General features: G+C 65.6%; 26 protein-coding genes (1 of these 26 only partly in view). 10 read left to right on the top strand and 16 right to left on the bottom strand.

Translation table 11 applies throughout. The features are described from left to right. The 8 genes from GYH26_RS00830 to GYH26_RS00795 all read right to left on the bottom strand — a co-directional run. On the bottom strand, positions 1 to 104 hold the beginning of the coding sequence (locus GYH26_RS00830) for a hypothetical protein (RefSeq protein ID WP_161540092.1). Its footprint begins 307 nt before the window's first position; the window shows 104 of its 411 coding nt (coding positions 1-104); it begins with the start codon at positions 102 to 104; its stop codon lies off the left edge, out of view. 129 nt (positions 105 to 233) lie between these two features. After that, a complete protein-coding gene (locus tag GYH26_RS00825; protein ID WP_161540091.1) occupies positions 234 to 959 on the bottom strand; it encodes a hypothetical protein in 726 nt (241 codons plus the stop codon). Between the two features lie 149 nt (positions 960 to 1,108). Next, positions 1,109 to 1,858 carry an SDR family NAD(P)-dependent oxidoreductase gene (locus GYH26_RS00820; protein WP_161540090.1) on the bottom strand — a complete coding sequence of 250 codons (750 nt, stop codon included), beginning with the start codon at positions 1,856 to 1,858 and terminating at the stop codon, positions 1,109 to 1,111. 4 nt (positions 1,859 to 1,862) lie between these two features. Beyond that, positions 1,863 to 3,323: a (R)-mandelonitrile lyase gene (locus GYH26_RS15715; protein ID WP_161540089.1), complete on the bottom strand. Its 1,461-nt coding sequence runs from the start codon at positions 3,321 to 3,323 to the stop codon at positions 1,863 to 1,865. Beyond that, positions 3,320 to 3,760, bottom strand: a complete 441-nt coding sequence (locus GYH26_RS00810; protein WP_012842688.1) for a DUF2255 family protein — start codon at positions 3,758 to 3,760, stop codon at positions 3,320 to 3,322. Before GYH26_RS00810 ends, GYH26_RS15715 begins: the two co-directional genes overlap by 4 nt. 21 nt (positions 3,761 to 3,781) lie before the next feature. Continuing rightward, positions 3,782 to 4,789, bottom strand: coding sequence for an aldo/keto reductase (locus tag GYH26_RS00805; RefSeq protein ID WP_161540088.1), 1,008 nt, complete (start codon positions 4,787 to 4,789; stop codon positions 3,782 to 3,784). Positions 4,790 to 4,823: 34 nt separating this feature from the next. Beyond that, the gene (locus tag GYH26_RS00800; RefSeq protein WP_161540087.1) at positions 4,824 to 5,675 is read right to left on the bottom strand and encodes an aldo/keto reductase; all 852 of its coding nucleotides are present in this window, start codon (positions 5,673 to 5,675) and stop codon (positions 4,824 to 4,826) included. A 12-nt stretch (positions 5,676 to 5,687) separates the two neighbouring features. Continuing rightward, positions 5,688 to 6,728 carry a zinc-dependent alcohol dehydrogenase family protein gene (locus tag GYH26_RS00795; RefSeq protein ID WP_161540086.1) on the bottom strand — a complete coding sequence of 347 codons (1,041 nt, stop codon included), beginning with the start codon at positions 6,726 to 6,728 and terminating at the stop codon, positions 5,688 to 5,690. Positions 6,729 to 6,901: 173 nt separating this feature from the next. On the opposite strand from GYH26_RS00795, the gene GYH26_RS00790 reads away from it, so the two are divergent. Next, on the top strand, positions 6,902 to 7,825 hold the full coding sequence (locus GYH26_RS00790) for an AraC family transcriptional regulator (RefSeq protein WP_161540085.1): 924 nt from the start codon (positions 6,902 to 6,904) through the stop codon (positions 7,823 to 7,825). Next, a complete protein-coding gene (locus tag GYH26_RS00785; RefSeq protein WP_161540084.1) occupies positions 7,822 to 8,190 on the top strand; it encodes a hypothetical protein in 369 nt (122 codons plus the stop codon). Before GYH26_RS00790 ends, GYH26_RS00785 begins: the two co-directional genes overlap by 4 nt. Before the next feature lie 3 nt (positions 8,191 to 8,193). Here GYH26_RS00785 and GYH26_RS00780 read toward each other — a convergent pair whose 3' ends face one another. Next, on the bottom strand, positions 8,194 to 8,724 hold the full coding sequence (locus tag GYH26_RS00780; protein ID WP_161540083.1) for a Fur family transcriptional regulator: 531 nt from the start codon (positions 8,722 to 8,724) through the stop codon (positions 8,194 to 8,196). 18 nt (positions 8,725 to 8,742) lie between these two features. Then, positions 8,743 to 9,405 (bottom strand): dTMP kinase, encoded by a 663-nt coding sequence (tmk, locus tag GYH26_RS00775; RefSeq protein WP_161540082.1) that lies wholly within the window; start codon positions 9,403 to 9,405, stop codon positions 8,743 to 8,745. A 205-nt stretch (positions 9,406 to 9,610) separates the two neighbouring features. Between tmk and GYH26_RS00770 the strand changes: the two genes are divergently transcribed. Both GYH26_RS00770 and GYH26_RS00765 read left to right on the top strand, forming a co-directional pair. Beyond that, positions 9,611 to 11,008, top strand: coding sequence for a tetratricopeptide repeat protein (locus tag GYH26_RS00770; RefSeq protein WP_161540081.1), 1,398 nt, complete (start codon positions 9,611 to 9,613; stop codon positions 11,006 to 11,008). A 15-nt stretch (positions 11,009 to 11,023) separates the two neighbouring features. Continuing rightward, positions 11,024 to 11,920, top strand: coding sequence for a DUF368 domain-containing protein (locus GYH26_RS00765; protein WP_161540080.1), 897 nt, complete (start codon positions 11,024 to 11,026; stop codon positions 11,918 to 11,920). A gap of 1 nt (position 11,921) precedes the next feature. Here the strand turns inward: GYH26_RS00765 and GYH26_RS15325 are convergent, their stop codons facing one another. Both GYH26_RS15325 and GYH26_RS15320 read right to left on the bottom strand, forming a co-directional pair. Beyond that, a complete protein-coding gene (locus GYH26_RS15325; protein WP_262886230.1) occupies positions 11,922 to 12,761 on the bottom strand; it encodes a choice-of-anchor B family protein in 840 nt (279 codons plus the stop codon). A gap of 152 nt (positions 12,762 to 12,913) precedes the next feature. Further along, positions 12,914 to 13,438 (bottom strand): choice-of-anchor B family protein, encoded by a 525-nt coding sequence (locus GYH26_RS15320; RefSeq protein WP_262886185.1) that lies wholly within the window; start codon positions 13,436 to 13,438, stop codon positions 12,914 to 12,916. Between the two features lie 158 nt (positions 13,439 to 13,596). Here GYH26_RS15320 and GYH26_RS00755 point away from each other — a divergent pair, with 158 nt between their 5' ends. Both GYH26_RS00755 and GYH26_RS00750 read left to right on the top strand, forming a co-directional pair. Further along, the gene (locus GYH26_RS00755) at positions 13,597 to 14,382 is read left to right on the top strand and encodes an SDR family oxidoreductase (protein ID WP_174238456.1); all 786 of its coding nucleotides are present in this window, start codon (positions 13,597 to 13,599) and stop codon (positions 14,380 to 14,382) included. Beyond that, positions 14,369 to 15,004 carry an OmpA/MotB family protein gene (locus GYH26_RS00750; protein ID WP_161540079.1) on the top strand — a complete coding sequence of 212 codons (636 nt, stop codon included), beginning with the start codon at positions 14,369 to 14,371 and terminating at the stop codon, positions 15,002 to 15,004. Before GYH26_RS00755 ends, GYH26_RS00750 begins: the two co-directional genes overlap by 14 nt. A 5-nt stretch (positions 15,005 to 15,009) precedes the next feature. On the opposite strand, the gene pgeF is transcribed toward GYH26_RS00750, so the two are convergent. Beyond that, positions 15,010 to 15,789: a peptidoglycan editing factor PgeF gene (pgeF, locus tag GYH26_RS00745; protein ID WP_161540078.1), complete on the bottom strand. Its 780-nt coding sequence runs from the start codon at positions 15,787 to 15,789 to the stop codon at positions 15,010 to 15,012. Positions 15,790 to 15,879: 90 nt separating this feature from the next. Between pgeF and tenA the strand changes: the two genes are divergently transcribed. From tenA to GYH26_RS00725, 4 genes are all read left to right on the top strand, one after another. Beyond that, positions 15,880 to 16,590, top strand: a complete 711-nt coding sequence (tenA, locus tag GYH26_RS00740) for a thiaminase II (RefSeq protein WP_161540077.1) — start codon at positions 15,880 to 15,882, stop codon at positions 16,588 to 16,590. Between the two features lie 66 nt (positions 16,591 to 16,656). Next, positions 16,657 to 16,857, top strand: a complete 201-nt coding sequence (locus tag GYH26_RS00735; protein ID WP_014065871.1) for a hypothetical protein — start codon at positions 16,657 to 16,659, stop codon at positions 16,855 to 16,857. 35 nt (positions 16,858 to 16,892) lie between these two features. Continuing rightward, the gene (locus GYH26_RS00730) at positions 16,893 to 17,666 is read left to right on the top strand and encodes a transporter (RefSeq protein ID WP_014065870.1); all 774 of its coding nucleotides are present in this window, start codon (positions 16,893 to 16,895) and stop codon (positions 17,664 to 17,666) included. Further along, complete coding sequence (locus GYH26_RS00725) at positions 17,666 to 18,559, top strand: shikimate dehydrogenase (protein WP_161540076.1); 894 nt, start codon at positions 17,666 to 17,668, stop codon at positions 18,557 to 18,559. Before GYH26_RS00730 ends, GYH26_RS00725 begins: the two co-directional genes overlap by 1 nt. On the opposite strand, the gene GYH26_RS00720 is transcribed toward GYH26_RS00725, so the two are convergent. From GYH26_RS00720 to folP, 3 genes are read right to left on the bottom strand one after another with little or no spacing between them, the layout of a single operon-like run. Beyond that, positions 18,550 to 19,233 (bottom strand): protein-L-isoaspartate(D-aspartate) O-methyltransferase, encoded by a 684-nt coding sequence (locus GYH26_RS00720; RefSeq protein WP_014065868.1) that lies wholly within the window; start codon positions 19,231 to 19,233, stop codon positions 18,550 to 18,552. The two genes, GYH26_RS00725 and GYH26_RS00720, sit on opposite strands and share 10 nt — an antisense overlap. Next, on the bottom strand, positions 19,230 to 20,039 hold the full coding sequence (cdaA, locus tag GYH26_RS00715; RefSeq protein ID WP_161540075.1) for a diadenylate cyclase CdaA: 810 nt from the start codon (positions 20,037 to 20,039) through the stop codon (positions 19,230 to 19,232). The genes GYH26_RS00720 and cdaA overlap by 4 nt, the downstream gene beginning before the upstream one ends. Positions 20,040 to 20,054: 15 nt before the next feature. Continuing rightward, the gene (gene folP / locus GYH26_RS00710; RefSeq protein WP_161540074.1) at positions 20,055 to 20,990 is read right to left on the bottom strand and encodes a dihydropteroate synthase; all 936 of its coding nucleotides are present in this window, start codon (positions 20,988 to 20,990) and stop codon (positions 20,055 to 20,057) included. Between the last annotated feature and the right edge of the window lie 16 nt (positions 20,991 to 21,006).

Genomic DNA, 21,006 nt, shown 5'->3' with positions numbered 1-21,006 from the left:
TTCCCCTCGGTCGCCACCCTGAAGAAGGCCAGCTCCACCGCTCCGGGAAACGCCCAGGCCCCCAGGCATGCCAACAGCAACCCGACTAACTCGAAACGAACCATAAACCTCCAGCCACTCCTGTACACCGGTGTAAAGAAACGGCTTTTGTGGCAAGAAGTCAAAGGAGAAAAAGCGAACTTTCTCGCCTTTTCCTGCGCCGTTTCTACCAAAAACGGTGCCGCCGGCCGGGATTACATCCGATAGCGATAGATCAGGCTGACGTTCCAGAGCCAGTCTTCGCCGGTAATACGGGTGTGCAGGATTTTGTTGACAAGCACGCTCAGCGAGAAAGGCGTTCGGGGCAGGCTCAGCGTCAGACTCGTGGCCGCATAGAAGCCCTGGCGCTCATCCAGACGCAGGTAGTACACCTGAGGATAAAGGCCGAGCACCCAGCCCGGATGAACGGAAAATGTCAGGCCGGGTTGTACGGAAAGAAAATGGCCGTGGCGGTGCACCGAGGGCTCCAGACCATGCGCGTAAAGGTAGTACACACCGGCCAAAACTTGTGGCGTCAGACGATACCGGACAGCCACTTCGCCGGCCAGAAACCGCCGGGCCACGATCAGTGCTTCACCCTCAACCGTCCGGGTCGTGAAAGACAGTGCCGGATGGGCCCCCACCCGCAGATGCCATTTTTCATCGGAGCGCAGATCGTACCGCCACCAGAAAATAAACGACCAGGGCCGACCGTCTTCCAGTGCAAAGCGCAGCTCAGGCTCAAACCGCAGTCGCCGGCCGATGGCATTGCTGAATGCGATGGCCGGTTTCCCCAGTGAAAACGCCGGGACAAACGAGATCCCTTTATTCGTTATGCCTACACTCCCCCTCACCGGCAAGCCCTGCGCCCGGACGCCGTGCGGCTCCACCAGCCCGATCAGTCCGACAAGCACCAGCAGCCGCCATGCTACGAGAAGCAACCCGCAACGGCCCCGCATACTCCCGGCATGTGTTTTCGACAACGCGCCGTGAGTTTACGCAAACCATGCCGGGAAAGGATAGGACAATCTTCTGTTGTTTTTGTACGATATTCCAAAAAATGAGGCGGATAGATTCGCGCCGGTCCGGTTCAGGCCGGATCGGACGGGAAGCGGACGCCGGTACACTGCGCGCAGGTTTCCAGAAAGGCCTCCTGCAGGGCCACCTCGTCGGCCAGCGGGTGACAGGGCACCTCGCGCATGTGGTAGAAGTAACGGCCGCTGACCTTTGCCCGCGGATCGTCGCTCACGGCCAGCCAGACCTGCGTGGCCACCCCTTCCTCCAGACTGTCCGATGCTTCAGGCCCGCCCATCTTCGTCGGGACCCAGCCGGGATCGACGGCATTGGCATACACGTCCGGCCACCGACGGGCAACGGCCTTCGCCAGGAGCACCACGTAGAATTTGGACTCGGCGTAGCCGATGCTCCCGGCGACCAGCTTTTTCAGATCAGGACGTGCCCCGCGGTGCAGGCCTGAACTCAGGTAGATGAGCCGCCGGGGCTTTCGGATCAGGCAGGTCAGCAGGTAGGGCGCCAGGGTGTTGACGTTCAGTATTTCGTCGCCGGGCGCCCGATACACGCCCGCATTGTGAATGACTGCATCGAACGGCCCGGTCGCATTCGCCGCCTCGGCCAGTTGCTTCACCGCTTCAAGGCGGGACAGATCGCCCACGAGCACGCCTTCGGCTTCCGGGACGGCCGCCTGTGCGTCGCGGGCACGCTGCGCGTTGCGCGCATGGAGCACCACGCGATGCCCGAGCGCCACCAGCCGCTGTGCGGCCAGTCGCCCGAGGCCGTCCGAGGAGCCGGTGATCAGCACGCGAAAGCGCTCGGCCGCCATGACGCTACTGCTCGCCCCGGTACTGGGCGTCCGTCACGTGCTCCATCCATTCCACGGCCTTGTCGTCCAGCGCCTCCTGAATGGCCAGGTGCGTCATGCGCGCATCGGGCGCCGCGCCGTGCCAGTGCTTGACGCCCGGCGGAATCCAGACCACATCGCCTGGCCGGATCTCCTGGATGGGCCCGCCCCACGCCTGCACGCGCCCGACGCCTTCGGTAACGATGAGCGTCTGGCCCAGCGGATGCGTGTGCCAGGCCGTGCGGGCACCCGGCTCGAATGTTACGCGGCCGATGCTGACGCGCGCCGGCGCGGGGGCCTGCTGCAGGTACTCCACCTGGACCGTTCCGGTGAAGTACTCCGGCGCGCCCGTGCTCGTCGGGTGCGTACCGCTACGGCGGATTTCGATCTGCGGTGTCATGGCCTGTCCGGTCTGGTTTCGGGTGGAAGGTTTGGGTGTAGCGCCCGTCTCGGTCGCGGGCAGAAAGTTCAGATAGCGGAGCCAGTTGCGAAACAGTTCAGGCCACGCATCCGGAGGCAGGTTCTGACGAAGCGTTCCGAATCCGTGATTGCCGGCGGCGAAGATGTGCAGCTCGACGGGTCGGCCCGCCCGATGCCAGGCCTCATAAAGACGCGCCACCGAGATGGGTCCGACCAGAACGTCGTCGTCGGCCGTGGCCAGAAAGAGCGGCGGGGCATCCGACGGCACCGGCGCCATGCGGTAGACCGGATAGATGGCGGCGACGAAGTCGGGCCGACTTTCGGTGTCATATTCCAGCGCCGTCGCAACGGCCACATGCCCGCCCGCCGAAAAACCGATGATGCCGATCTTCCGCGGGTCGATTCCCCATTCGGCCGCATGCCGGCGCACGAAGCGGATGGCCTGGCGCCCGTCCTCCTCGGCCAGCCCGCTGGCCGCCTCCTGCGCCGGGTCGCGCTGCGGGGACGCCTCGGCCCCGCGCGGCTGGCGCGGAGCCGTACGCATCCAGTTTTCCAGGTGCGCAAGAAATCCTTCGTCGCTTTCCGGCGTGCGGGCCAGGCGGTAACGCAACACGAAAGCGGTGATCCCCCACTTCGCCAGCAGACGGGCCACATCGTATCCTTCCTTGTCCATCGTCAGGAAGTAGAACGCACCGCCGGGTGCGATAATCACGGCCGTGCCGTTGGCCGTACCGGGCGCCGGACGAAACATCGTGAGCGTGGGGATCACGACGTTGTGCACGAGCCCGCTCGGTCCGGCAAAGGGAATCCGATCGGAGCGCACGGTGCGCTCGTGCCAGGTCCAGTCTTCCGAGCCCGGCGGCACGCCGTCGCCCGGATAGATGGCGAACACCCCGGCGGCATCGTCCGGCCGCTCGATGTAGTCGGGCACCTGCTGCGCCTGAGCCGGCGCAACGCTCGTCCAGAGCATCAAAAGGACCACCGGCCATCCGAAGAGCCGGCTTGCGGCATACAGGTTCCGTTTCATGGCTGCGACAGGGTCGGGTTGGTGTCTTCATCACGCGGAAGGATCCGCACCGTGGCCGCCCGGGCCCGGGGGCTCACCATGGGTTCAAGGTAGGGACTTCTCCGGTATTTCTCCCGGTAGGCGGCGTCGATCTTCGCCTGAAGCGGATCATCTTCCGGCACAGGCTCGAAGATCACCTCGCGAACCATTCCGGCCACATGTACCCGTCCGGCCCCCTGGCGCACGGCCGCCCGGTACCAGCTGGAGCGGGTGCCGTGGTAGGCCCGGGCATAGACGGCCTCCCCCACCACCACGCACCAGACCCACGTGGGCGTGCCGTAGGTGACGCCGTCTTCCCGAAACGGCGCCACATGCAGATCGTCGGCCGTGGCGATGCGGGTCAGCTCTTCCTTCGTCCAGCGGCCAGCTCTGTGCTTCAACGGCTCTCGGGTTGTCATAAGAACCCTTCTTTCGACAGTTCAACGCTTCGGGGGTGCCTCCACGTAGGTCGTGCGCTCCAGTTCTTCGGGATACCGTTCGCCCACGATCCGAATCCGGGCGGCCGCTTCCTCCAGGGCCTGCAGGTCCTCCGGAGTAAGCTCGACGTTGACCGCTCCGATGTTTTCCTGCAAACGATGGCGCCTGGTCGTCCCCGGAATGGGCACGATCCAGGGCTTCTGCGCCAGCAGCCAGGCCAGCGCAATCTGGGCCGGCGTGGCGCCCTTCCGCCCGGCAATGGCCCGCAGCAGCTCCACCAGCGCCATGTTGGCCCGTCGCGCCTCCGGCGTAAAGCGTGGAATACGGCTCCGGAGATCCGAAGGGGCGAAGGTAGTATGCTCGTCGATGGCCCCGGTCAGAAACCCCTTGCCCAGCGGGCTGTAGGGCACAAAGCCGATCCCCAGCTCCTCGCAGATGGGCAGAATTGCCTCCTCCGGCTTACGCCACCAGAGCGAATACTCATACTGCACCGCGGTGACCGGACAGACGGCATGGGCTCGGCGAAGCGTCTCCGGCCCCGCTTCGGACAGACCCCAGTGCCGCACCTTGCCTTCCTGAATCAGTTCCTTGACCGTGCCCGCCACGTCCTCGATGGGCACGTTCGGATCGACCCGGTGCTGGTAAAGCAGATCGATGGCCTCCACCCGCAGGCGCCTGAGCGAGCCCTCCACCGCCCTGCGAATCTGCTCGGGACGACTGTCGACGGGGAACGGGGGCACGGTCCGCTCGCCCTCGCACCGGAAGCCGAACTTCGTGGCAATGACCACCTCGCCCCTGAAAGGCGCCAGCGCCTCACCCACCAGTTCTTCGTTGGTGAAAGGACCGTAGACTTCCGCGGTGTCAAAGAAGGTCACGCCCAGCTCCACAGCTTTGCGGATCAGGGCGATGGCCTCTTCCCGGGACACGGATCGGCCGTACCCGAAATTCAGATTCATGCAGCCCAGCCCGATGGCCGAGACCTCCAGGTTGCCCAGCTTGCGCTTTTTCATGGGTGCCTCCTTGCAGAAGTTTCTTCGGGACGCGTCATTCCGGGAGCCTGTACTGGCACAGCCGCTGCACCGTGGCCGGGTCGCGATGATCCAGAAACAGGCTGGCCCCCGTGTCCAGCGTGGCGATCGTGTCCATATCGGCCGGCGTCAGCTCGAAATCGAACACCTGAAAGTTTTCTTCGATGCGCTCCGGATGGACCGATTTCGGGATCGCCACGATGTTGCGTTGAAGCATCCAGCGCAGGATCACCTGAGCGACCGTCTTTCGATGTTTTTCGGCAAGAGCCTGCAGCACCGGATTCTGGAAGATGTTGTTTCGCCCCTCGGCAAAAGGTCCCCAGGACATGTGCTGCACGCCGTGTTCCTCCAGAAACCGTTGCGTTTCCCGCTGCTGGAAAAAGGGGTGCGTTTCGATCTGGTTGACCGCAGGCACCACCTCGTGATGGAGGAGCAGGTCCATGAGCCGATCCGGGTAGAAGTTGCTGACGCCGATGGCCCGCACCCGTCCCTCCCGGTACAGCTCTTCCATGGCCCGCCAGGCACCGTGCACATCGCCGTAGGGCTGGTGGATCAGGTAGAGATCCAGGTAGTCCAGCCCGAGGCGTTCCAGCGAGCGATAAAAGGCCGCCTTTGCGGGATCGTAGCTGGCGTCCTGGATCCAGAGCTTGGTCACCACGAAGAGTTCTTCCCGTGGGATGCCGCTGTTGCGGATCGCCCGGCCCACCGCTTCTTCGTTCTGGTAGGCCGCGGCCGTGTCGATCAGGCGGTAGCCCACCTGCAGGGCATGGGCAACGGCCCGTTCACATTCTTCGAGGTCCGTGATCTGGAACGTCCCGAATCCCAACAGGGGCATTTCGACCCCGTTGTTCAGGGTTACTTTTCGCATGGCCCATTCAGGTTATGGCTCCAGCATGACTTTGACGGCCCGGCGTTCGTCCATGGCCCGGTAGCCCTCGGCCACTCGGTCCAGCGGCAGCGTCACGTCGAAGACCCGGCCCGGCTCGATGCGGCCCTCGAGCACGTCGGGCACAAGCTCCGGCATGTAGGCGCGCGTGGGGGCCGGCCCGCCGGCCACGATCACGTTCTTGAAAAAGGTGACCCCGGCTGGGATGCCTTCGTGGTGCGGCACGCCCACGCGTCCGATGGCCCCACCCGGCCGCGCAATCCGTACGGCCGTTTCCACCGCTTCCTCCGTACCCACGCACTCCAGCACCGAATGCGCTCCGAAACCGCCGGTGAGTTCCAGCACCCGTTCGACGGCCGCCTCGCCACGCTCGGTCACCACGTCCGTGGCCCCGAAGGCCCGTCCCAGTTCCAGCCGGTCGGGATGATGCCCCAGCAGGATGATGCGCTCGGCGCCCAGGCGTCGGGCCGCCAGCACGCCGCAGAGTCCCACGGCGCCGTCGCCGATCACCGCGGCGATCTTGCCCGGCCCCACCCGCGCCGTCACGGCGGCGTGGTGGCCGGTGCCCATCACATCGGTGAGTGTGAGCAGGTGCGGCAGCAGCTCACGGTCGCCCTCGGAGACGGGCACCCTGTAGAGCGTGCCGTCCGCCAGCGGAATGCGCACCGCCTCGGCCTGCGCCCCGCCCACCCCCGGCGAATAGCCGAAGAAGCCTACGTGGACGCAGGCTGTGGTCAGCCCTTCGTGGCAGAACTCGCAGGAGCCGTCCGAAATGACGAACGGCATGAGCACCACGTCGCCCGGCTTCACCGTGCGCACCTCCTTGCCCACCGCTTCCACCACGCCCACGGCCTCGTGACCCATGGGCCGCCCTTCTTCGGGGACAGGATCGTAGCCCCGGTAAGGCCAGAGGTCCGAGCCGCAGATGCAGGCGACCAGCACCCGGATGATCGCGTCCGTCGGTTCGAGGATCTTCGGATCGGGCACCTGCTCCAGTCGAACGTCTTTCGGTCCATACAGAACGGTTGCACGCATAGTGCTATACCACTGGATTTGGAGGCTTCAGCCTTCTCATCCGCATTTTAAGAAAAACCTGCTCCATCCATTTGAATGATCCTCCGGGATTCTTGGACGATTGTCCACGCTGGAAGCCGCAGGCAGGTTGGTGCGTACAGAGGGGAAACCGGGTATTTCAATCGGAGGCAGCCATGCTGGAGCATGAGCGCGAGGCGCTGCAGGAGCAGGCCTACCGGGAGGAACTCGTCGAACGAATCGGCCGGATCGTGCCGGAAGACGGCGGCCGCGAGCCGATTCCGGGCGTCAGCTTTTTCCGGGCCTCCGCCCCCACTGAGCTGTTTCACCGCGTCTGGGAACCGGCCTTCTGTGTGATCGCTCAGGGCGCCAAGGAAGTGATTGTGGGCCGCCGGACCTATCGTTACGACCCCTATCACTATCTGATCGCCACGATGGAGCTACCGGCGGCCAGCCACGTCGTGGAAGCCTCGCCCGAAGCGCCCTACCTGAGCCTGCGGCTGGCGCTCGATCCCCGCACGATCAGTGCGGTCATGATGGAGGCGGGCTACGTGCCCTCGCCGGAAGGTCCCGAAGTGTCGGCCTTCGACGTGAGCCCGCTCCGGCCGCCCCTGCTGGAAGCCGTCGTGCGCCTGGTCCGGCTGGCCGAAACGCCCGACGAAGCACCCGTGCTGCTTCCGCTCATCACGCGTGAGATCATCTTCCGACTGCTGCAGGACGAACAGGGCGCACGGCTGCGTCATCTGGTGCTGCTCAACGGCCAGTACCATCGCATGGCCCGGGCCATTGCGCTGATTCGCGAACGCTTCGACCGACCGCTGGACATCCAGCGACTGGCACGGGAGCTGGGCCTCAGCACCTCGGCCCTCTACCAGCACTTCAAGGCGGCCACCGGCATGAGTCCGCTCCAGTTTCAGAAGCGATTGCGTCTGCAGGAAGCGCGGCGACTCATGCTCATGGAAGGACTCGACGCCTCCTCGGCCGGCTACCGCGTGGGCTACAACGATCCGGCCCACTTCACCCGGGACTACAAGAGGCTGTTCGGCCGACCGCCCCGGCAGGATGTCCGCCTGCACGCCCGAAGCGTCCCGGCCGTATGATCAGCACGGTGGTGCTGCTGAGCCTGGATCCGCCGGACTTCGTGGTGCTGGACGTGCGGGGGCGCCTGCACAGCACGACGGTGCAGGCAGCGGCCGAGCCGGCCGCCCAACTCCCGGAATTGAACTGCCAGCGCACGGGCCATCAGATCACCTGCACGCTGACGCACCTGCCGGCCACCGTTACGCGGATCGAGGTGACGTCCGGGGTTCGGCGACTCCTTGAGCTGGATGCGCGGACCACTACGTTCACGCTGGCCGAACAGGATCTGGCCGAGGTGCTGGGACAGCGGGAGTTTCGCGTGACGCTTTACGACACGCAGGGACGGCAGCTACGCGAGTTCGTCCGCAACACGGCGTTTCTCTGAGGCCTACGCGGACTCCTTCGCACCGGCACGCGCCTCGGGCTTTCTGGCCGTAGCCAGCGCCTCACGGCCGGCGGCCGGGCGATTCGGGCAGTTCTCGCGGCGGCAGTGGCCGTAGAAGTTCAGGGCGTGATGGCGGATGTCGAACTGATAGATTTCCGCCACCATCTCCTGGATGCTCTGAATGCGCGGATCGCAGAATTCGAACAGCTCGCCACAGTCGAGGCAGATGAGGTGGTCGTGCTGCCAGTAGCTGTAGGCACGCTCGTACTTGGCCTGATTGGTGCCGAACTGGTGCTTGACCACCAGATCGCATTCGAGCAACAGTTCGAGCGTGTTGTAAACGGTGGCCCGGCTCACCCGCGCGCCCTTCTGCTGGAGCCGCAGGTAGAGTTCGTCGGCATCGACGTGGTCACTCGTCGAATAAATCTCCTCGAGCACGGCAAAGCGCTCCGGCGTCTGCCGCTGGCCGCGCTGTTTCAGAAACGCCCGGAAGATGTTTTTGACCTCTTCGAGCTGTTGTTGGGAAACAGACATGATCCGTCCTCCTGAAGCTCAACCGCTACGGTCGGTAGAAGAACCGACGCCAGGAGGGCGTGTTCCGGTTGGCGGCAGCAGCCGCTGCACGTCGTTCCAGATCGTTTCATGAAGCGTCTCGATGCTGGCCGTCGCGTCCAATCGCAGGATGCGGTCGGGTTCCTCGGCGGCCAGTTGGGCATAAGCCGCGCGCACGCGCTCGAAGAACGCCGGGTCTGCCTGTTCCATGCGGTCCGGGTTGCTCTCCTGGTTTCGGCGGGCCAGCGCCACCTCCAGCGGCACGTCCAGCCAGTAGGTGCGGTCGGGGATAAGCCCATCGGTTACCCGCCGATTGAAGTTCCGGAGCCAGGCCAGTTCCGCCACACCGCGGCCGCCGCCTTGATAGGCCGTGGTCGAGTCGTAAAAGCGGTCGCACAGCACGATGTAGCCGGCCTGAAGGGCCGGACGGATCCGTTCCACCACCAGTTGCCGCCGGGCCGCCGAAAACAACAGCAGTTCGGCGAAAGGGTCGATGTCCAGCGCCGGGTCGAGCAGAAGCCCGCGGATGCGCTCCGACAGTTCGGTACCGCCCGGTTCGCGCACCAGCAACGTCCGGTAGCCGGCCGTCTCCAGCCGCTGGGCCAGCAGCCGGGCCTGGGTGCTTTTGCCGCACCCGTCGATGCCTTCGAAGCTGATCAGCATGGGCGCGCGGCTTAGCTTTTGCAGGATTGCAGACGATACTAAAGACCGCTACCGCCCGGCGCGAAGTTCTTGCAAATTGTTTCGATGACGATTAAACTGAAAGTCAGGACCTGCCCTGCGCGAACATTTTCGGGCGGATCGCTTTAATAGCCTGGCCGGGAGATCTCAAGCCGGCAGCCCGGAATTCTCAAAGCCTTTGGCGCCTATGAGCTTCTTTGAATTCGGTTTCGATGACGCCGACGACGCGCTGGATCCCAGCCACATTGAGCAGCTGGTGGCGGCCTACGAAGCGCAGGGTTCGTCGGCGTATTTCGATTCGGATACACTGGAAGAGATTGCCACCTACTACTACGAGCGAGGGCGCTTCGAGGACGCGCTGGGCGTGATCGACCGTCTGCTGGCGCTCCATCCCACGGCCTCGGACGCCTGGATGCGCCGGGGAATTCTGCTCAGCCATCTGGGGCGGCATGAAGAAGCGCTGCAGGCCTACGATCGGGCGCTTTCGCTCAATCCCACCGATACGGAGACGCTCGTCAACTTGGGCATCACGCTGGACAATCTGGGCCGCTTCGAGGAGGCGCTTCAGGCCTACGAGCAGGCCCTGCAGATCGACCCGCTGAACGACGAGATTTACTACAATCTGGGCATCACGCTGGAGCGCATGGATCGCCTGGAAGAGGCGGTCCAGGCCCTGGAGGAGGCGGCCCGGCTCAATCCCGATCATCCCGAAGTCTGGTACGAACTGGGCTTCTGTTACGACCGGCTCGGTGACGACGAGCGCAGCCTAGCCTGTTACGATCGGCACCTGGAGCTGGACCCCTATTCAGCCGATGCCTGGTACAACCGGGGCATCGTGCTCAACCGCATGGGCCGCTACCGGGAGGCCGTCGAATCGTACGACTACGCCATCGCCATTCAGGAGGACTTCGGCTCGGCCTGGTACAACCGGGGCAATGCGCTGACCAATCTCGGAGATCTCCGAGGCGCCATCGAAAGCTACGAAAAGGTTCTGGAAATCGAGGGCGGCGACCCGGCCACCTACTACAATATCGCGCTGGCCTACGAAGAGCTGCAGGAGTACGAGACGGCCATCCGGTACTTCCAGCTTGCTCTGGAAGAAGACCCGGCCTATGCGGAGGCCTGGTACGGGCTGGGCTGCTGCTACGATGCGCTGGAGCGCTTCGAGGAGGCCATCGCCTGCATGGAACGGGCCGTCACGCTGCAGCCGGAGACCAGCGAGTTCTGGTACGCCAAAGCCGACTGTGAATACAACGCCCGGCGCCTGCAGGACGCGCTCCAGTCCTACCACCGGGTGATCGAGCTCGATCCGCAGAACCGCGATGCCTGGCTCGACTACGCCGAGACGCTCCTCGAAGCCGGCTACGTCGAGGAGTCGCTACAGGCCTATCGCCAGGCGCTGACGCTCAACCCGGACGCCCGCGCTTACATCCGCCAGGCCCGGGCGCTGCTGGCACTGGGGCGCTCGGAAGAGGGGATTCGCTCGCTGAAGATGGCGCTCCGGCTGGATCCGTCGGCCAAGGACGAGCTGCCGGAGTTCTACCGGGATGCTTCGATCCGACGGCAGCTCGGTCTGGACGGCTAAACCCGGTCCGGCCGCATGCGTTCGCCCGTGCGCACCGCACTTCGTTCGTTTCTGGCCGGGCTGCTGATGGGCGCGGCCGACGTCGTCCCCGGCGTCAGCGGCGGCACAATGGCGCTGGTGGTGGGCATTTATGAGCAGCTCGTGGCGGCTGTGCACCAGGTCTTTCAGGCGCTCTTGCTGGCCGTCCGTGGACGCCTGGCCGACGCCTGGCAGCTCTTCCGACGCATTCCCTGGGGGTTTCTCGTGCCGCTCGTGCTGGGCATCGGCACGGCCATCCTCAGCACAGCGCGGCTGATTCTGCACCTGCTGGCCGCCTATCCGGTGCAGATGCGGGGGTTGTTCTTCGGGCTGATCACCGGATCGCTTCTGCTTCCCTGGTTGCGCCTTGAGCAACGCACGCTGCGCGAAGGGCTGCTGGCGCTCGGCGGCGCCGTGGTGGCCTTCCTGCTCGTGGGCATTCCGCCCCGCGTGGTGTCCGATCCGGCACTCTGGCAGGTCTTCGGGGCGGCCGCCGTGGCCATCTGCGCCATGATTCTGCCCGGCGTCAGCGGCGCCTTCCTGCTGCTCGTGCTGGGCTTCTACGAACCCACGTTGCAGGCGCTCACCCGACACCACCTGCCCTACCTGCTGGTCTTCGCACTGGGTGCGGCCACCGGACTGGGACTGTTTTCGCGCCTGCTGCACTACCTGATCCGCCACCATCACGACGCCACCATGGCCGTGCTGGTGGGTCTGATGGCCGGCTCGCTCCGGGCGCTCTGGCCCTGGATCGACGAAATGCGCCGTCTCCGGTTGCCCGACGGGTCCGATCCGGTAGGAAGCGTGCTGTTGCTGGCGCTGGGCGGCCTGCTGTTCGTCGGCGCCCTGACCTGGTGGGAGCGGCGGCGCCAGCCCCACTCTGTAGCCCGCTGACTCAGCGCACCCGCACCACCGGACGCACGTCGGTGAATGTTTCGCCCTCGGCCCGGATCAGATACAGTCCGGGTGCCAGCGCGCCCTGCAGTACAAGCCATACCGGCTGCGTCGGCTCCACGACGCCACGATACACCTCCTGCACCGTGCGCCCCAGCAGATCCAGCAACCGCACCCGCACCTGCTGCGGCCGGTCCACTCGGAGCCAGAGCCGCGTGGTCGTCCGCCACGGATGCGGCGTCGGCGCCGAAAGGCCCACGCGTGACGCCTCGGGGATCAGATCAGAGGCCGTGGTCGTCATCGCCGGCCGGAGCACGAACAGTCCTTCTCCGATGCTGCTGACCAGCACGACGTCGTCGGGCAGATATGGGTACACGCCCCAGGCGCCGGCAAACTTGACTGGATCGCCCCAGGGATACGTGTCGAAGAATCCGATCTCCACCGGATGCTCCCGGTCCGAGATGTCCAGCACCCGGAGTCCGGCGGTGTAATTGGCCTGGAAGAGCAGATCGCCCCGCACGAACAGGTTGTGGTCGATGACCGACGTGGCGGCCAGGTATTCGGCCGCCAGACGGGGATGGTCCAGATCGGCCAGATCGAAGATCAGCGTGCGCGTTCGGGGTACCAGCCCTCTTAGTTCGTCCAGCTCATCGCCCAGATAGAAGTAGCGCTGGGCTTCGTCGAGCCACCCCTGATGCGCATAGCCAACGTCCGGGTACCGGATGGCCGCAATCTCCCGCACGTTCGCCTTGTCCGTCACGTCCAGAATGCCCACGCCCGTTTCATCGGCCCCGATGCAGATCTCGCGGCCCTGGTAGTCGGGATCCGGTCCCTGATACACCACGCATTGCGCATCGTGCGTGTAGCCCGGCCCTACCAGCCCTCCCAGCGACGACTTGAAGCACCCGGCAAAGCGCGGATGCAGCGGATCCTACACGTCCACGGCGTGATAGCCGTAGTCGCAGTGCTGCTAGGCGAAGCCGGTCGCTTCGTTCACCACCACGTTGTGGGCGGTACCGAAGCCGTGATAATGCGCCACCGGTCCAGCCGGGCCGGCGTCTGCGAAAGCGTCCGGAGCTGGCGCAGATCGAACACCTGCAGCCCATGGCCCGGGTTGTTGTCGCTCACCACGAGTGCATAGGGGCCATAGGTCTTGATGTCGCGCCAGAGGCTGGCGCCTTCGTGCGCCGTGCGAGCCGGTCGGGTCTTGTGCGCGTGGTCATGGGACGGCTCGGGCAGAAACGCCACCAGGCGCAGCCGCACCGGATCGGTCACCTCCACCACCGCCACCCCGTTGCTCAACCCCACCAGGGCGTAACGGCGGTCGGTTTCCGGGTCCACCCAGCCCCAGATGTCGTTGGCTTCGACCGCCGTCGTATCATCCTGCGAAAAGTCGCCGTCGATGGCGGCCAGCGGCAGAAAAGACAGCAGCGTAACGCTGTTGCAGGAAAAGCCGGCGGCCCGCCCGTCCACGCACGCCACCGCCTGTCCGGTCACGGGTAACAGCGGGCTCTGCACGGTCTGCGCCAAAGCCGCGAGCGGCAACAACAACCCGAGCAGCCCTGTGATCGCTTGACGGCATATGTAGCCAATTTACGAAATTTGCATGGACTTTCTTGCAGAAAAATTCAGGCTTGTTAGCTTTTTGGAAAAACCAGACCGGCACACACAGTATCATGGACTTACGAGACCGCATTGTCTTCATCACAGGGGCTTCTTCTGGCCTCGGCGCGGCCTGCGCCGAGGCGTTTGCGCGGATCGGCGCCCGGTTACTGCTCTGCGCCCGACGGCTGGACCGGCTGGAGCAACTGGCCAAACACCTGCGGCGCACGTACAACGCCGACGTGCACATTTTCGCGGTGGACGTGCGTGATGCGGCGGCCGTTCAGCAGGCCATCGACAACCTTCCCGAAAACTGGCAGGCCATCGAGGTGTTGGTCAACAATGCCGGGCTCGCACGGGCGCTCGATCCGGTCTATGCCAATAAAATCGAAGACATCGACCTGATGGTCGATACGAACGTCAAGGGCCTGCTCAACGTCACGCGGGCCGTGGTGCCGGGCATGCTGGCGCGCGGACGCGGGCACGTGATCAACATCGGATCGATTGCCGGGCACGAGGTCTATCCGGGCGGAACGGTCTACTGCGCCACCAAGCATGCCGTGGGGGCCATTACACGCGGCCTCAAGCTGGATCTGCACGGCACGCCGATCCGCGTCTCGACGGTCGATCCGGGCATGGTGGGCGAGACGGAATTCAGTCTGGTGCGCTTCGACGGCGACGCCGAGCGGGCCGCCCGCGTCTACGAAGGCACCCGACCGCTCACGCCCGCCGACGTGGCCGAGGCCGTGGTCTGGTGCGCCACCCGCCCGCCCCATGTCAACGTTGCCGAGATTATCTTGATGCCCACGGATCAATCCTCGGCCACCCTGATTGCCCGACGCACGCATGAAGCCTCGTAGCTACGGCGTCCTGCTCCTCTGCGGCCTGCTGGTGGGCGGTTGTGCCACGCAACGGGCGCTGGTGGAGCAGCAGGCGGCCCATATCGCGCAACTACAGGATTCGCTGGCCGTACTGCGCGACTCGCTCGCCTTCTACGACTACATCGACTCGGGCCGCTACGACCAGGACATGCGCTCGCTCCGCGAAACGGTGGACCGGCTGCGCTACGAGCTGGCCGTCTGCCGAGACGGCGGCCTGCGCGTGGCCGTCGAGCTGGCCGATGATCTGTTCGCACCCGCCAGTGCCACGCTGACCGAGCGGGGACGCCGGCGTCTGGACGCGCTGGCCGAGCGGCTTGCCCGCTTTCCGGAGCACCGCTTCCGCATCGAAGGCTATACGGACAACGTACCCATCGGCGATCGCCTGAAGGAACGCTTCCCGAGCAACTGGGAGCTGGCGGCCGCGCGGGCTGCCGCCGTGGCCCGGTATTTCATCGAAGCGCACGGTCTCGATCCCGAACGCTTCGAGGTGGTTTCTTACGGTCCCACCCGTCCGATCGGCCCGAACGACACGCCCGAAGGCCGCCGACTCAATCGCCGCGTGGTCATCCGGGCGATTCCTCCGCTCGAAGAGGCGCCGTAGCATCGCTATGCCCGACGTCCGATGAAGCCCAGCATACGGCCGGTCCGTCCGCCTTCGGCCCGGTAGGAGAAAAAGTCGGCCGTGCAGGCGGCCGTGTCGTGCGGCGCCACTTCGATCTGCGTCTCCGGAACGCCTTCCTGCACCAGCCGCCGCACGATGGCCTGCTTCAGATCGACGTGCGGGCGGGGCCACTCCGGCCGCCGGCGTACCACCTCGGGCTCGAACCGGGCGGCCACCTCTTCGCCGACCTCGAAATGCGCCGGCCCGATACAGGGGCTCACGTACACGTGGAGCGCCTCCGGCTGCGCACCCAGCTCCCGCATGGCCGCGATGGTCGTCGCCACGATGCCGCCGACCACCCCCCGCCAGCCGGCATGGCAGGCACCCAGCACCCGACGCTGCGGGTCGCACAGCAGCACGGCGGCACAATCGGCGGCCGTGATACCCAGCACCAGATCGGCGGCCGCCGTCACCAGCCCGTCGTAACCTGGATACAGGCCCGGCGCCTCCACCACACGCACCTTCGCCCCGTGCACCTGGCCGGCCAGCGCCAGCCGCTCCACGTCGAAGCCCACGGCCTCGGCCAGTCGTCGGCGATTTTCCAGCACGTGCTCCGGCCGGTCGCCTGTGCTGAGCCCGAGGTTCAGCGTGGCGAACGGCGGTGCGCTGACCCCGCCGTGACGCAGGCTGAAGCCCGCGATCAGCTCGGGGAACTCTTCCGCAAAAGTCGGCCGAAGCCAGCGAACCGCTTCGGTGGTCTGAATGGTCGATCGTATATCTCCCATAATGTTACCGCCTCGTTTCAGCCGCAGGGTTGCCTCTGCAGCAGCGCGATGGTATAAACACCCGGAGAAGATCCGCATTTTTGAGAAACCATGCCCGACGAAATCAAGCTGCCCGAGTTTCCGCTGGCGCCACCGTCGAGTCTGTTTGCCCGACTGCGCCAGGCCGTGGCCGAAGACTGGCTGGCCTACACGCAACATCCTTTTGTGCAGCAACTGGGCAAAGGGACGCTGCCCGAAGCGGCCTTCCGGCACTACCTGGTTCAGGATTATCGGTTTCTTATTCACTTTGCGCGGGCCTGGGCACTGGCGCTTGTCAAGGCCGACACACTCGAAGACATGCGCCATGCGGCCGATACGATCTCGGCGCTGCTGCACGACGAGATGAAGCTGCATGTGCGCTACTGCGCCCGCTGGGGTCTGAGCGAAGCCGAACTGGAAGACGCGCCCGAAGCGCGGGCCAACCTCGCCTACACGCGCTACGTGCTCGAACGCGGCTTTTCGGGCGATGTGCTCGACCTGCAGGTAGCCCTGGCCCCCTGCATCGTGGGCTATGCCGAGATCGGCCGGGCCCTGCATGCCCAGTTTGCCGAAACGCTGCCGCAGAATCCCTATCGGGACTGGATCGAAACCTACGCCGGTGAGGCCTACCAGCAGGTGGCCCGAAATGCCATCCTGCAACTGGACCGCCTGGCGGCCCGTCGGCTGACCGAGGCGCGCTTCCCTGAGCTGGTCGAGACCTTCCGCCAGGCCACCCGGCTCGAAGTCGCCTTCTGGGACATGGGTCTGACGCAGAGCTTCTGACCCCGCTTGCAAAAAAGTCCGCCTCGACGTATGCTTGCTGCAAGGTCAACCTATCCGGATGAAATCATGGCCGGTTTCGGACAGCTCCTGCGCAACTGGGTGGTTTACACCCTGGTCTTTCTCATTTTCGGCGGCATCGGCGCCGGCGTGACCAACCTGCTCTTCGAGTGGATCGTCGGAAGCTCGTTCGATCCGGTCCTCTACGCCGTGATTTTCGGCGGAACGGGCTGGATCGCCTGCCGCCAGATGGAACGACGCGTATCCTGAGCTGCTAACCCGTCAACCAACGTAGAAGTAAAGCCATGCCGTACCTCAGACTACGTGCATACGGGCTGATTACGGCCCTGCTGTGCCTTGCTGGCTCGGTTCAGGCCCAGACGCCGCCGCTTACCGCGGATCGGCCCGGCATTGGAATCGGAACCGGAGTGGTGCTACCCGAGACCTTCCAGATCGAAGGCGGATTTGCCTACGACCGGGCGCCCCGCTTCAACGGCTATAGCTTCGGCCAGGTGCTGTTGCGCTACGGCCTGAATCCCCTCGTGGAGCTACGAGCGGGACTCCAGTCTTACCGGATCGAAGACTACCCGCGCAACGTGGAACTGAAAGGCTTTCAGGATCCGACGGTGGGCTTCAAAGTGGCGCTCCACGACCGCAGCGGTCTGTACGTGCCCTCGGCGGCGGCGCTGTTCGAGGTGCGCCTGCCCGTAGGCGACCGGGTCTTTCGGGCGGCATCGGTGCAGCCCACCGCCACGCTGGCCCTCGACTGGCCGCTGTTACCGGGCTTCAGCATTTCGGCCAACGGCACGTTCACGAGCTACTGGGTGGACAGTCGGCGTTTCGACGAAGGGCTGATGACCGCCACGCTGAACGTCACGCTCTCGGAGACGCTGCCTTCGGGCGCGTACTTCGGCTACGCGCAGCTGTTCGTGCCGGGCCGCAATCAGCACTATCTGGAAGGCGGCCTGACGCTGCTGCTCACGCCGGACATTCAGTTCGATGTGAACGGCGGGGTTGGTCTGCACGAGCGGGAGACCTATTTTATCGGGGCCGGACTGGTTCGACGCTTCCGCTTCTGATGGCACCGGGCACCGACGTTTCGATCCGGGCAACCACACGCCCTGTGGCCCTGCTGGGCGATCCGGTGGCGCATTCCTTCTCGCCGCTCATTCATAACACGGGATTTCGAACGCAGGGCCTGGACTACGTCTACCTGGCCTGCCGCGTCCCTAAAGACGCTCTGCCCGAAGCGATCGCGGGCCTGCGGGCGCTCGGCTTCGCCGGGGCCAACGTGACGATCCCGCACAAAGAAACCGTGCGGCCGCTGCTGGATCGGCGCACGCCCCGGGCCGAGGCCATCGGCGCCGTCAACACGATCGTCTGCCGCGCGGACGGCTCGGGTGCCGTGGCGCTCATCGGCGACAACACGGACGTGGAAGGCTTTCTGGAGCCGTTGCAGCCACTGGCCGATCGCCTGACGGGTGCGGAGATGGTGGTGCTGGGCGCCGGTGGCGCAGCGCGGGCCGTGGTGTATGCACTGCTCACGGAATTCCGACCGACGCGGCTGACGATCGTTGCGCGCACGCCCGCACGGGGCGAAGCGCTGGCCGCCGACTTTGCCACGTACGACACGCATGGGGCGTTGCAGGTGGCGGCTCCGGACCAGGCGGCACCGGCCATCCGAAGCGCCCGCCTGATCGTCAACGCCACGCCGGTGGGGATGCATCCGCACGTCGCGGCCTCGCCCTGGCCCCACGCCGAAGACTTCGGCCCCGAGCAGATCGTCTACGACCTCGTGTACAATCCCGTGCGGACCCGCCTGCTGCGCGAGGCGGCCACGCGGGGTGCCACCCCGATCGACGGGCTGACCATGCTCATCGGACAGGCGGCGGCCGCCTACCGTCAGTGGACCGGCCATGAACTTCCCCGCGAGGCGGTGCAGGCCGCCCTGAAGCCCCTGTTTCAGGACTGACGCCGCCGCGCCTCGTCGCGCTCGCGCACGAGCGGCACGAACCGGAAGACGTGCAGCGTTTCGGTCTCGTACGTGCCGGGTCCGGTGCAGCGCACGCGCACCATGCGTTGCTGGTGGCTGCCGCCGACCGGAATGACCAGGCGGCCGCCGGGACGATCGCCCTCGGGCACCCGGAGCTGCGCGCACAGAGCCTCCGGGATTTCCGTCGCGCCGGCCGTCACCACGATCCCGTCGAACGGGGCGAAGGCCGGCCAGCCCTGCGAGCCGTCGCCACAGCGGGCCACCACCCGGTAGCCCAACGCCTCCAGGCGGGCAAGGGCCCGCTCCAGCAGCGACCGATGCCGCTCAATCGTGAACACGCGGGCCCCCAGCGCGCACAGGATGGCCGCCTGGTAGCCGCTGCCCGTGCCGATCTCCAGCACGCGATCGCCCGGCCGTACTTCCAGGAGCTGGGTTTGATAGGCTACGGTGAAGGGTTGCGAGATGGTCTGCTTCAGGCCGATCGGCAACGCCACATCGTCGTAGGCACGGGCGCGCAGGGCGGGTTCCACGAACAGATGACGGGGCACCCGGGCGATGGCCTCCAGTACGCGCTCGTCCTGAATGCCCTTCTCCCGCAGCGCCTCCACCAGACGCAGACGCCGCCGTCGGTACAGGGGATCGTCCTCGATCATGACTGCAGGTTCACCGACGTTTCTTCTTCGGCCTCGACGGCCGGACGCGCCTCCAGCGCCTCGATCAGCAGCGTGCGCAACTCGGCGGCCGTCAGGTTGGAGATCAATTCACCCTGCTGGGCCACGGAAATCGTCCCGGTCTCCTCCGACACCACAACCACAAAGGCGTCGGTCTGCTCGGTCAGCCCCACCGCCGCCCGGTGCCGCAGTCCCAGGTGCGGGCTCAACTTCATGCTCGTCGAAACGGGAAGAATGCAGCGGGCCGCCGCAATCACCTGGTTGCGAATGATGACGGCCCCATCGTGCAGCGGGTTTTTGTCGTAGAAAATCGTAAGCAGCAGTTCGCGCGAGATCCGGGCATTCAGGATGGTACCCGTCTCGATGTAATGCCGAAGGCCGGTGGAGCGCTCAAACGCGATCAGCCCCCCGATGCGTAATCGGCTCATCTCGGCCACGGCCGCGCAGACCTCGTTGATCACCTCTTCCCGGACCGGTGCCGCCACAAAACGCCGCAGGAGAGGCGTCTGCGCCACCATGACGAGCAGCCGCCGAATTTCGGGCTGAAACAGGATAATCACCGCCAGCACGGCCACCTCGCTGAGCGCGCTGAAAAAGCGGCGCAGCATGGTCATGTCGAGCGCCGTCACGATCACCTGCAGCAGGTAGATGGCCATGACGCCCAGAAAGATCTGCACGGCCAGCGTGCCGCGCATGAGCTGGTAGAGCTTGTAGAGCACGTAGGCCACCAGGGCGATCTCCAGGAGATCGACCAGGCGAATCGGGATGATCCAGTGAACGAGCGTCACGGCGTGTGCAGGTTTTCAGACGGCGTGCAGTTCAGTACGCGGTTGCGCCAGCGTGGCCGCCAGCAGCCGCAGCATTTCGACGGTGGACCGGACGTCGTGCGCCCGCACCAGCGTGGCCCCGCGCAGCACGGCCACAGCCGTCACACCCAGCGTCCCGTAGAGCCGCCCCTCGGGCGGGACAGGCCGCTCGGGCGTGCCCAGCACCTGACCGATCGTGCTTTTGCGGGAGACGCCCACCAGCACAGGATAGCCCAGACTCAGGAGCACATCGACGTTGTTGATCAACTGCAGGTTTTCGGCCGCCGTCTTGCCGAAGCCAAAGCCCGGATCGAGCACCACCTGACGCACGCCGGCGGCGTGGGCTCGGGCAATCGACGCGGCCAGCGATTGCCGAACTTCGGCCACCACGTCGTCGTAGTGCAACTCGTGCGGCATCTCGCCCGGACGCCCCACCGAGTGCATGAGCACAAGCGGCGCGCCGTAGCGGGCGGCCACCTCGGCCATCTCCGGATAGAGCCGAAGCCCGGTCTGATCGTTGATCAGGTGCGCACCGGCTTCCAGCGCATCACGCGCCACCTCGGGCTTGTAAGTATCGACCGAAATGATCGCCTCGGGAAAACGCTGCGCGATCGCCTCGATCACCGGAAGCACGCGCCGCCGCTCTTCGTCGGGCGAGACCGGCTCGGCACCCCGGCCGTAGGCGCGCCCGCGCGGCCGTGTCGATTCACCCCCCACATCGATGATCGCCGCCCCTTCTTCGAGCATGGTTTCCACCCGTTTCAGGGCGGCATCCACCGTCTGATACCGGCCGCCGTCCCAGAACGAGTCGGGCGTCACGTTCAGAATGCCCATCACATGCGCCCCGCCGGGCAGGCCGGGCCGACAGTCCAGCAGCCGCCCCCGGCAGTTCAGCACGAATCGGTTCGTATCGAAGGCTTCAGGTTGCCACATGTCGCCTCAGCGTTCG

Source organism: Rhodothermus marinus, assembly GCF_009936275.1.
GTDB classification, from domain to species: Bacteria; Bacteroidota; Rhodothermia; order Rhodothermales; family Rhodothermaceae; genus Rhodothermus; species Rhodothermus marinus_A.
This window is presented reverse-complemented; position numbering and strand designations above follow the sequence as displayed.

Bases quoted from the DNA above. Each gene is read 5' to 3' on its own strand.
- GYH26_RS00780 (WP_161540083.1), bottom strand. From the start codon at position 8,724: ATGTCTGTTTCCCAACAACAGCTCGAAGAGGTCAAAAACATCTTCCGG.
- GYH26_RS00720 (WP_014065868.1), bottom strand. From the start codon at position 19,233: ATGATCGAGGACGATCCCCTGTACCGACGGCGGCGTCTGCGTCTGGTG.
- GYH26_RS00805 (WP_161540088.1), bottom strand. From the start codon at position 4,789: ATGAAAAAGCGCAAGCTGGGCAACCTGGAGGTCTCGGCCATCGGGCTG.
- GYH26_RS00800 (WP_161540087.1), bottom strand. From the start codon at position 5,675: ATGCGAAAAGTAACCCTGAACAACGGGGTCGAAATGCCCCTGTTGGGA.
- GYH26_RS00750 (WP_161540079.1), top strand. From the start codon at position 14,369: ATGAAGCCTCGTAGCTACGGCGTCCTGCTCCTCTGCGGCCTGCTGGTG.
- GYH26_RS00795 (WP_161540086.1), bottom strand. From the start codon at position 6,728: ATGCGTGCAACCGTTCTGTATGGACCGAAAGACGTTCGACTGGAGCAG.
- GYH26_RS00730 (WP_014065870.1), top strand. From the start codon at position 16,893: ATGCCGTACCTCAGACTACGTGCATACGGGCTGATTACGGCCCTGCTG.
- GYH26_RS00770 (WP_161540081.1), top strand. From the start codon at position 9,611: ATGAGCTTCTTTGAATTCGGTTTCGATGACGCCGACGACGCGCTGGAT.
- GYH26_RS00765 (WP_161540080.1), top strand. From the start codon at position 11,024: ATGCGTTCGCCCGTGCGCACCGCACTTCGTTCGTTTCTGGCCGGGCTG.
- pgeF (WP_161540078.1), bottom strand. From the start codon at position 15,789: ATGGGAGATATACGATCGACCATTCAGACCACCGAAGCGGTTCGCTGG.
- tmk (WP_161540082.1), bottom strand. From the start codon at position 9,405: ATGCTGATCAGCTTCGAAGGCATCGACGGGTGCGGCAAAAGCACCCAG.
- tenA (WP_161540077.1), top strand. From the start codon at position 15,880: ATGCCCGACGAAATCAAGCTGCCCGAGTTTCCGCTGGCGCCACCGTCG.
- GYH26_RS00810 (WP_012842688.1), bottom strand. From the start codon at position 3,760: ATGACAACCCGAGAGCCGTTGAAGCACAGAGCTGGCCGCTGGACGAAG.
- GYH26_RS00820 (WP_161540090.1), bottom strand. From the start codon at position 1,858: ATGGCGGCCGAGCGCTTTCGCGTGCTGATCACCGGCTCCTCGGACGGC.
- folP (WP_161540074.1), bottom strand. From the start codon at position 20,990: ATGTGGCAACCTGAAGCCTTCGATACGAACCGATTCGTGCTGAACTGC.
- GYH26_RS00735 (WP_014065871.1), top strand. From the start codon at position 16,657: ATGGCCGGTTTCGGACAGCTCCTGCGCAACTGGGTGGTTTACACCCTG.
- GYH26_RS15715 (WP_161540089.1), bottom strand. From the start codon at position 3,323: ATGAAACGGAACCTGTATGCCGCAAGCCGGCTCTTCGGATGGCCGGTG.
- GYH26_RS00790 (WP_161540085.1), top strand. From the start codon at position 6,902: ATGCTGGAGCATGAGCGCGAGGCGCTGCAGGAGCAGGCCTACCGGGAG.
- GYH26_RS00785 (WP_161540084.1), top strand. From the start codon at position 7,822: ATGATCAGCACGGTGGTGCTGCTGAGCCTGGATCCGCCGGACTTCGTG.
- GYH26_RS00755 (WP_174238456.1), top strand. From the start codon at position 13,597: ATGGACTTACGAGACCGCATTGTCTTCATCACAGGGGCTTCTTCTGGC.
- GYH26_RS00725 (WP_161540076.1), top strand. From the start codon at position 17,666: ATGGCACCGGGCACCGACGTTTCGATCCGGGCAACCACACGCCCTGTG.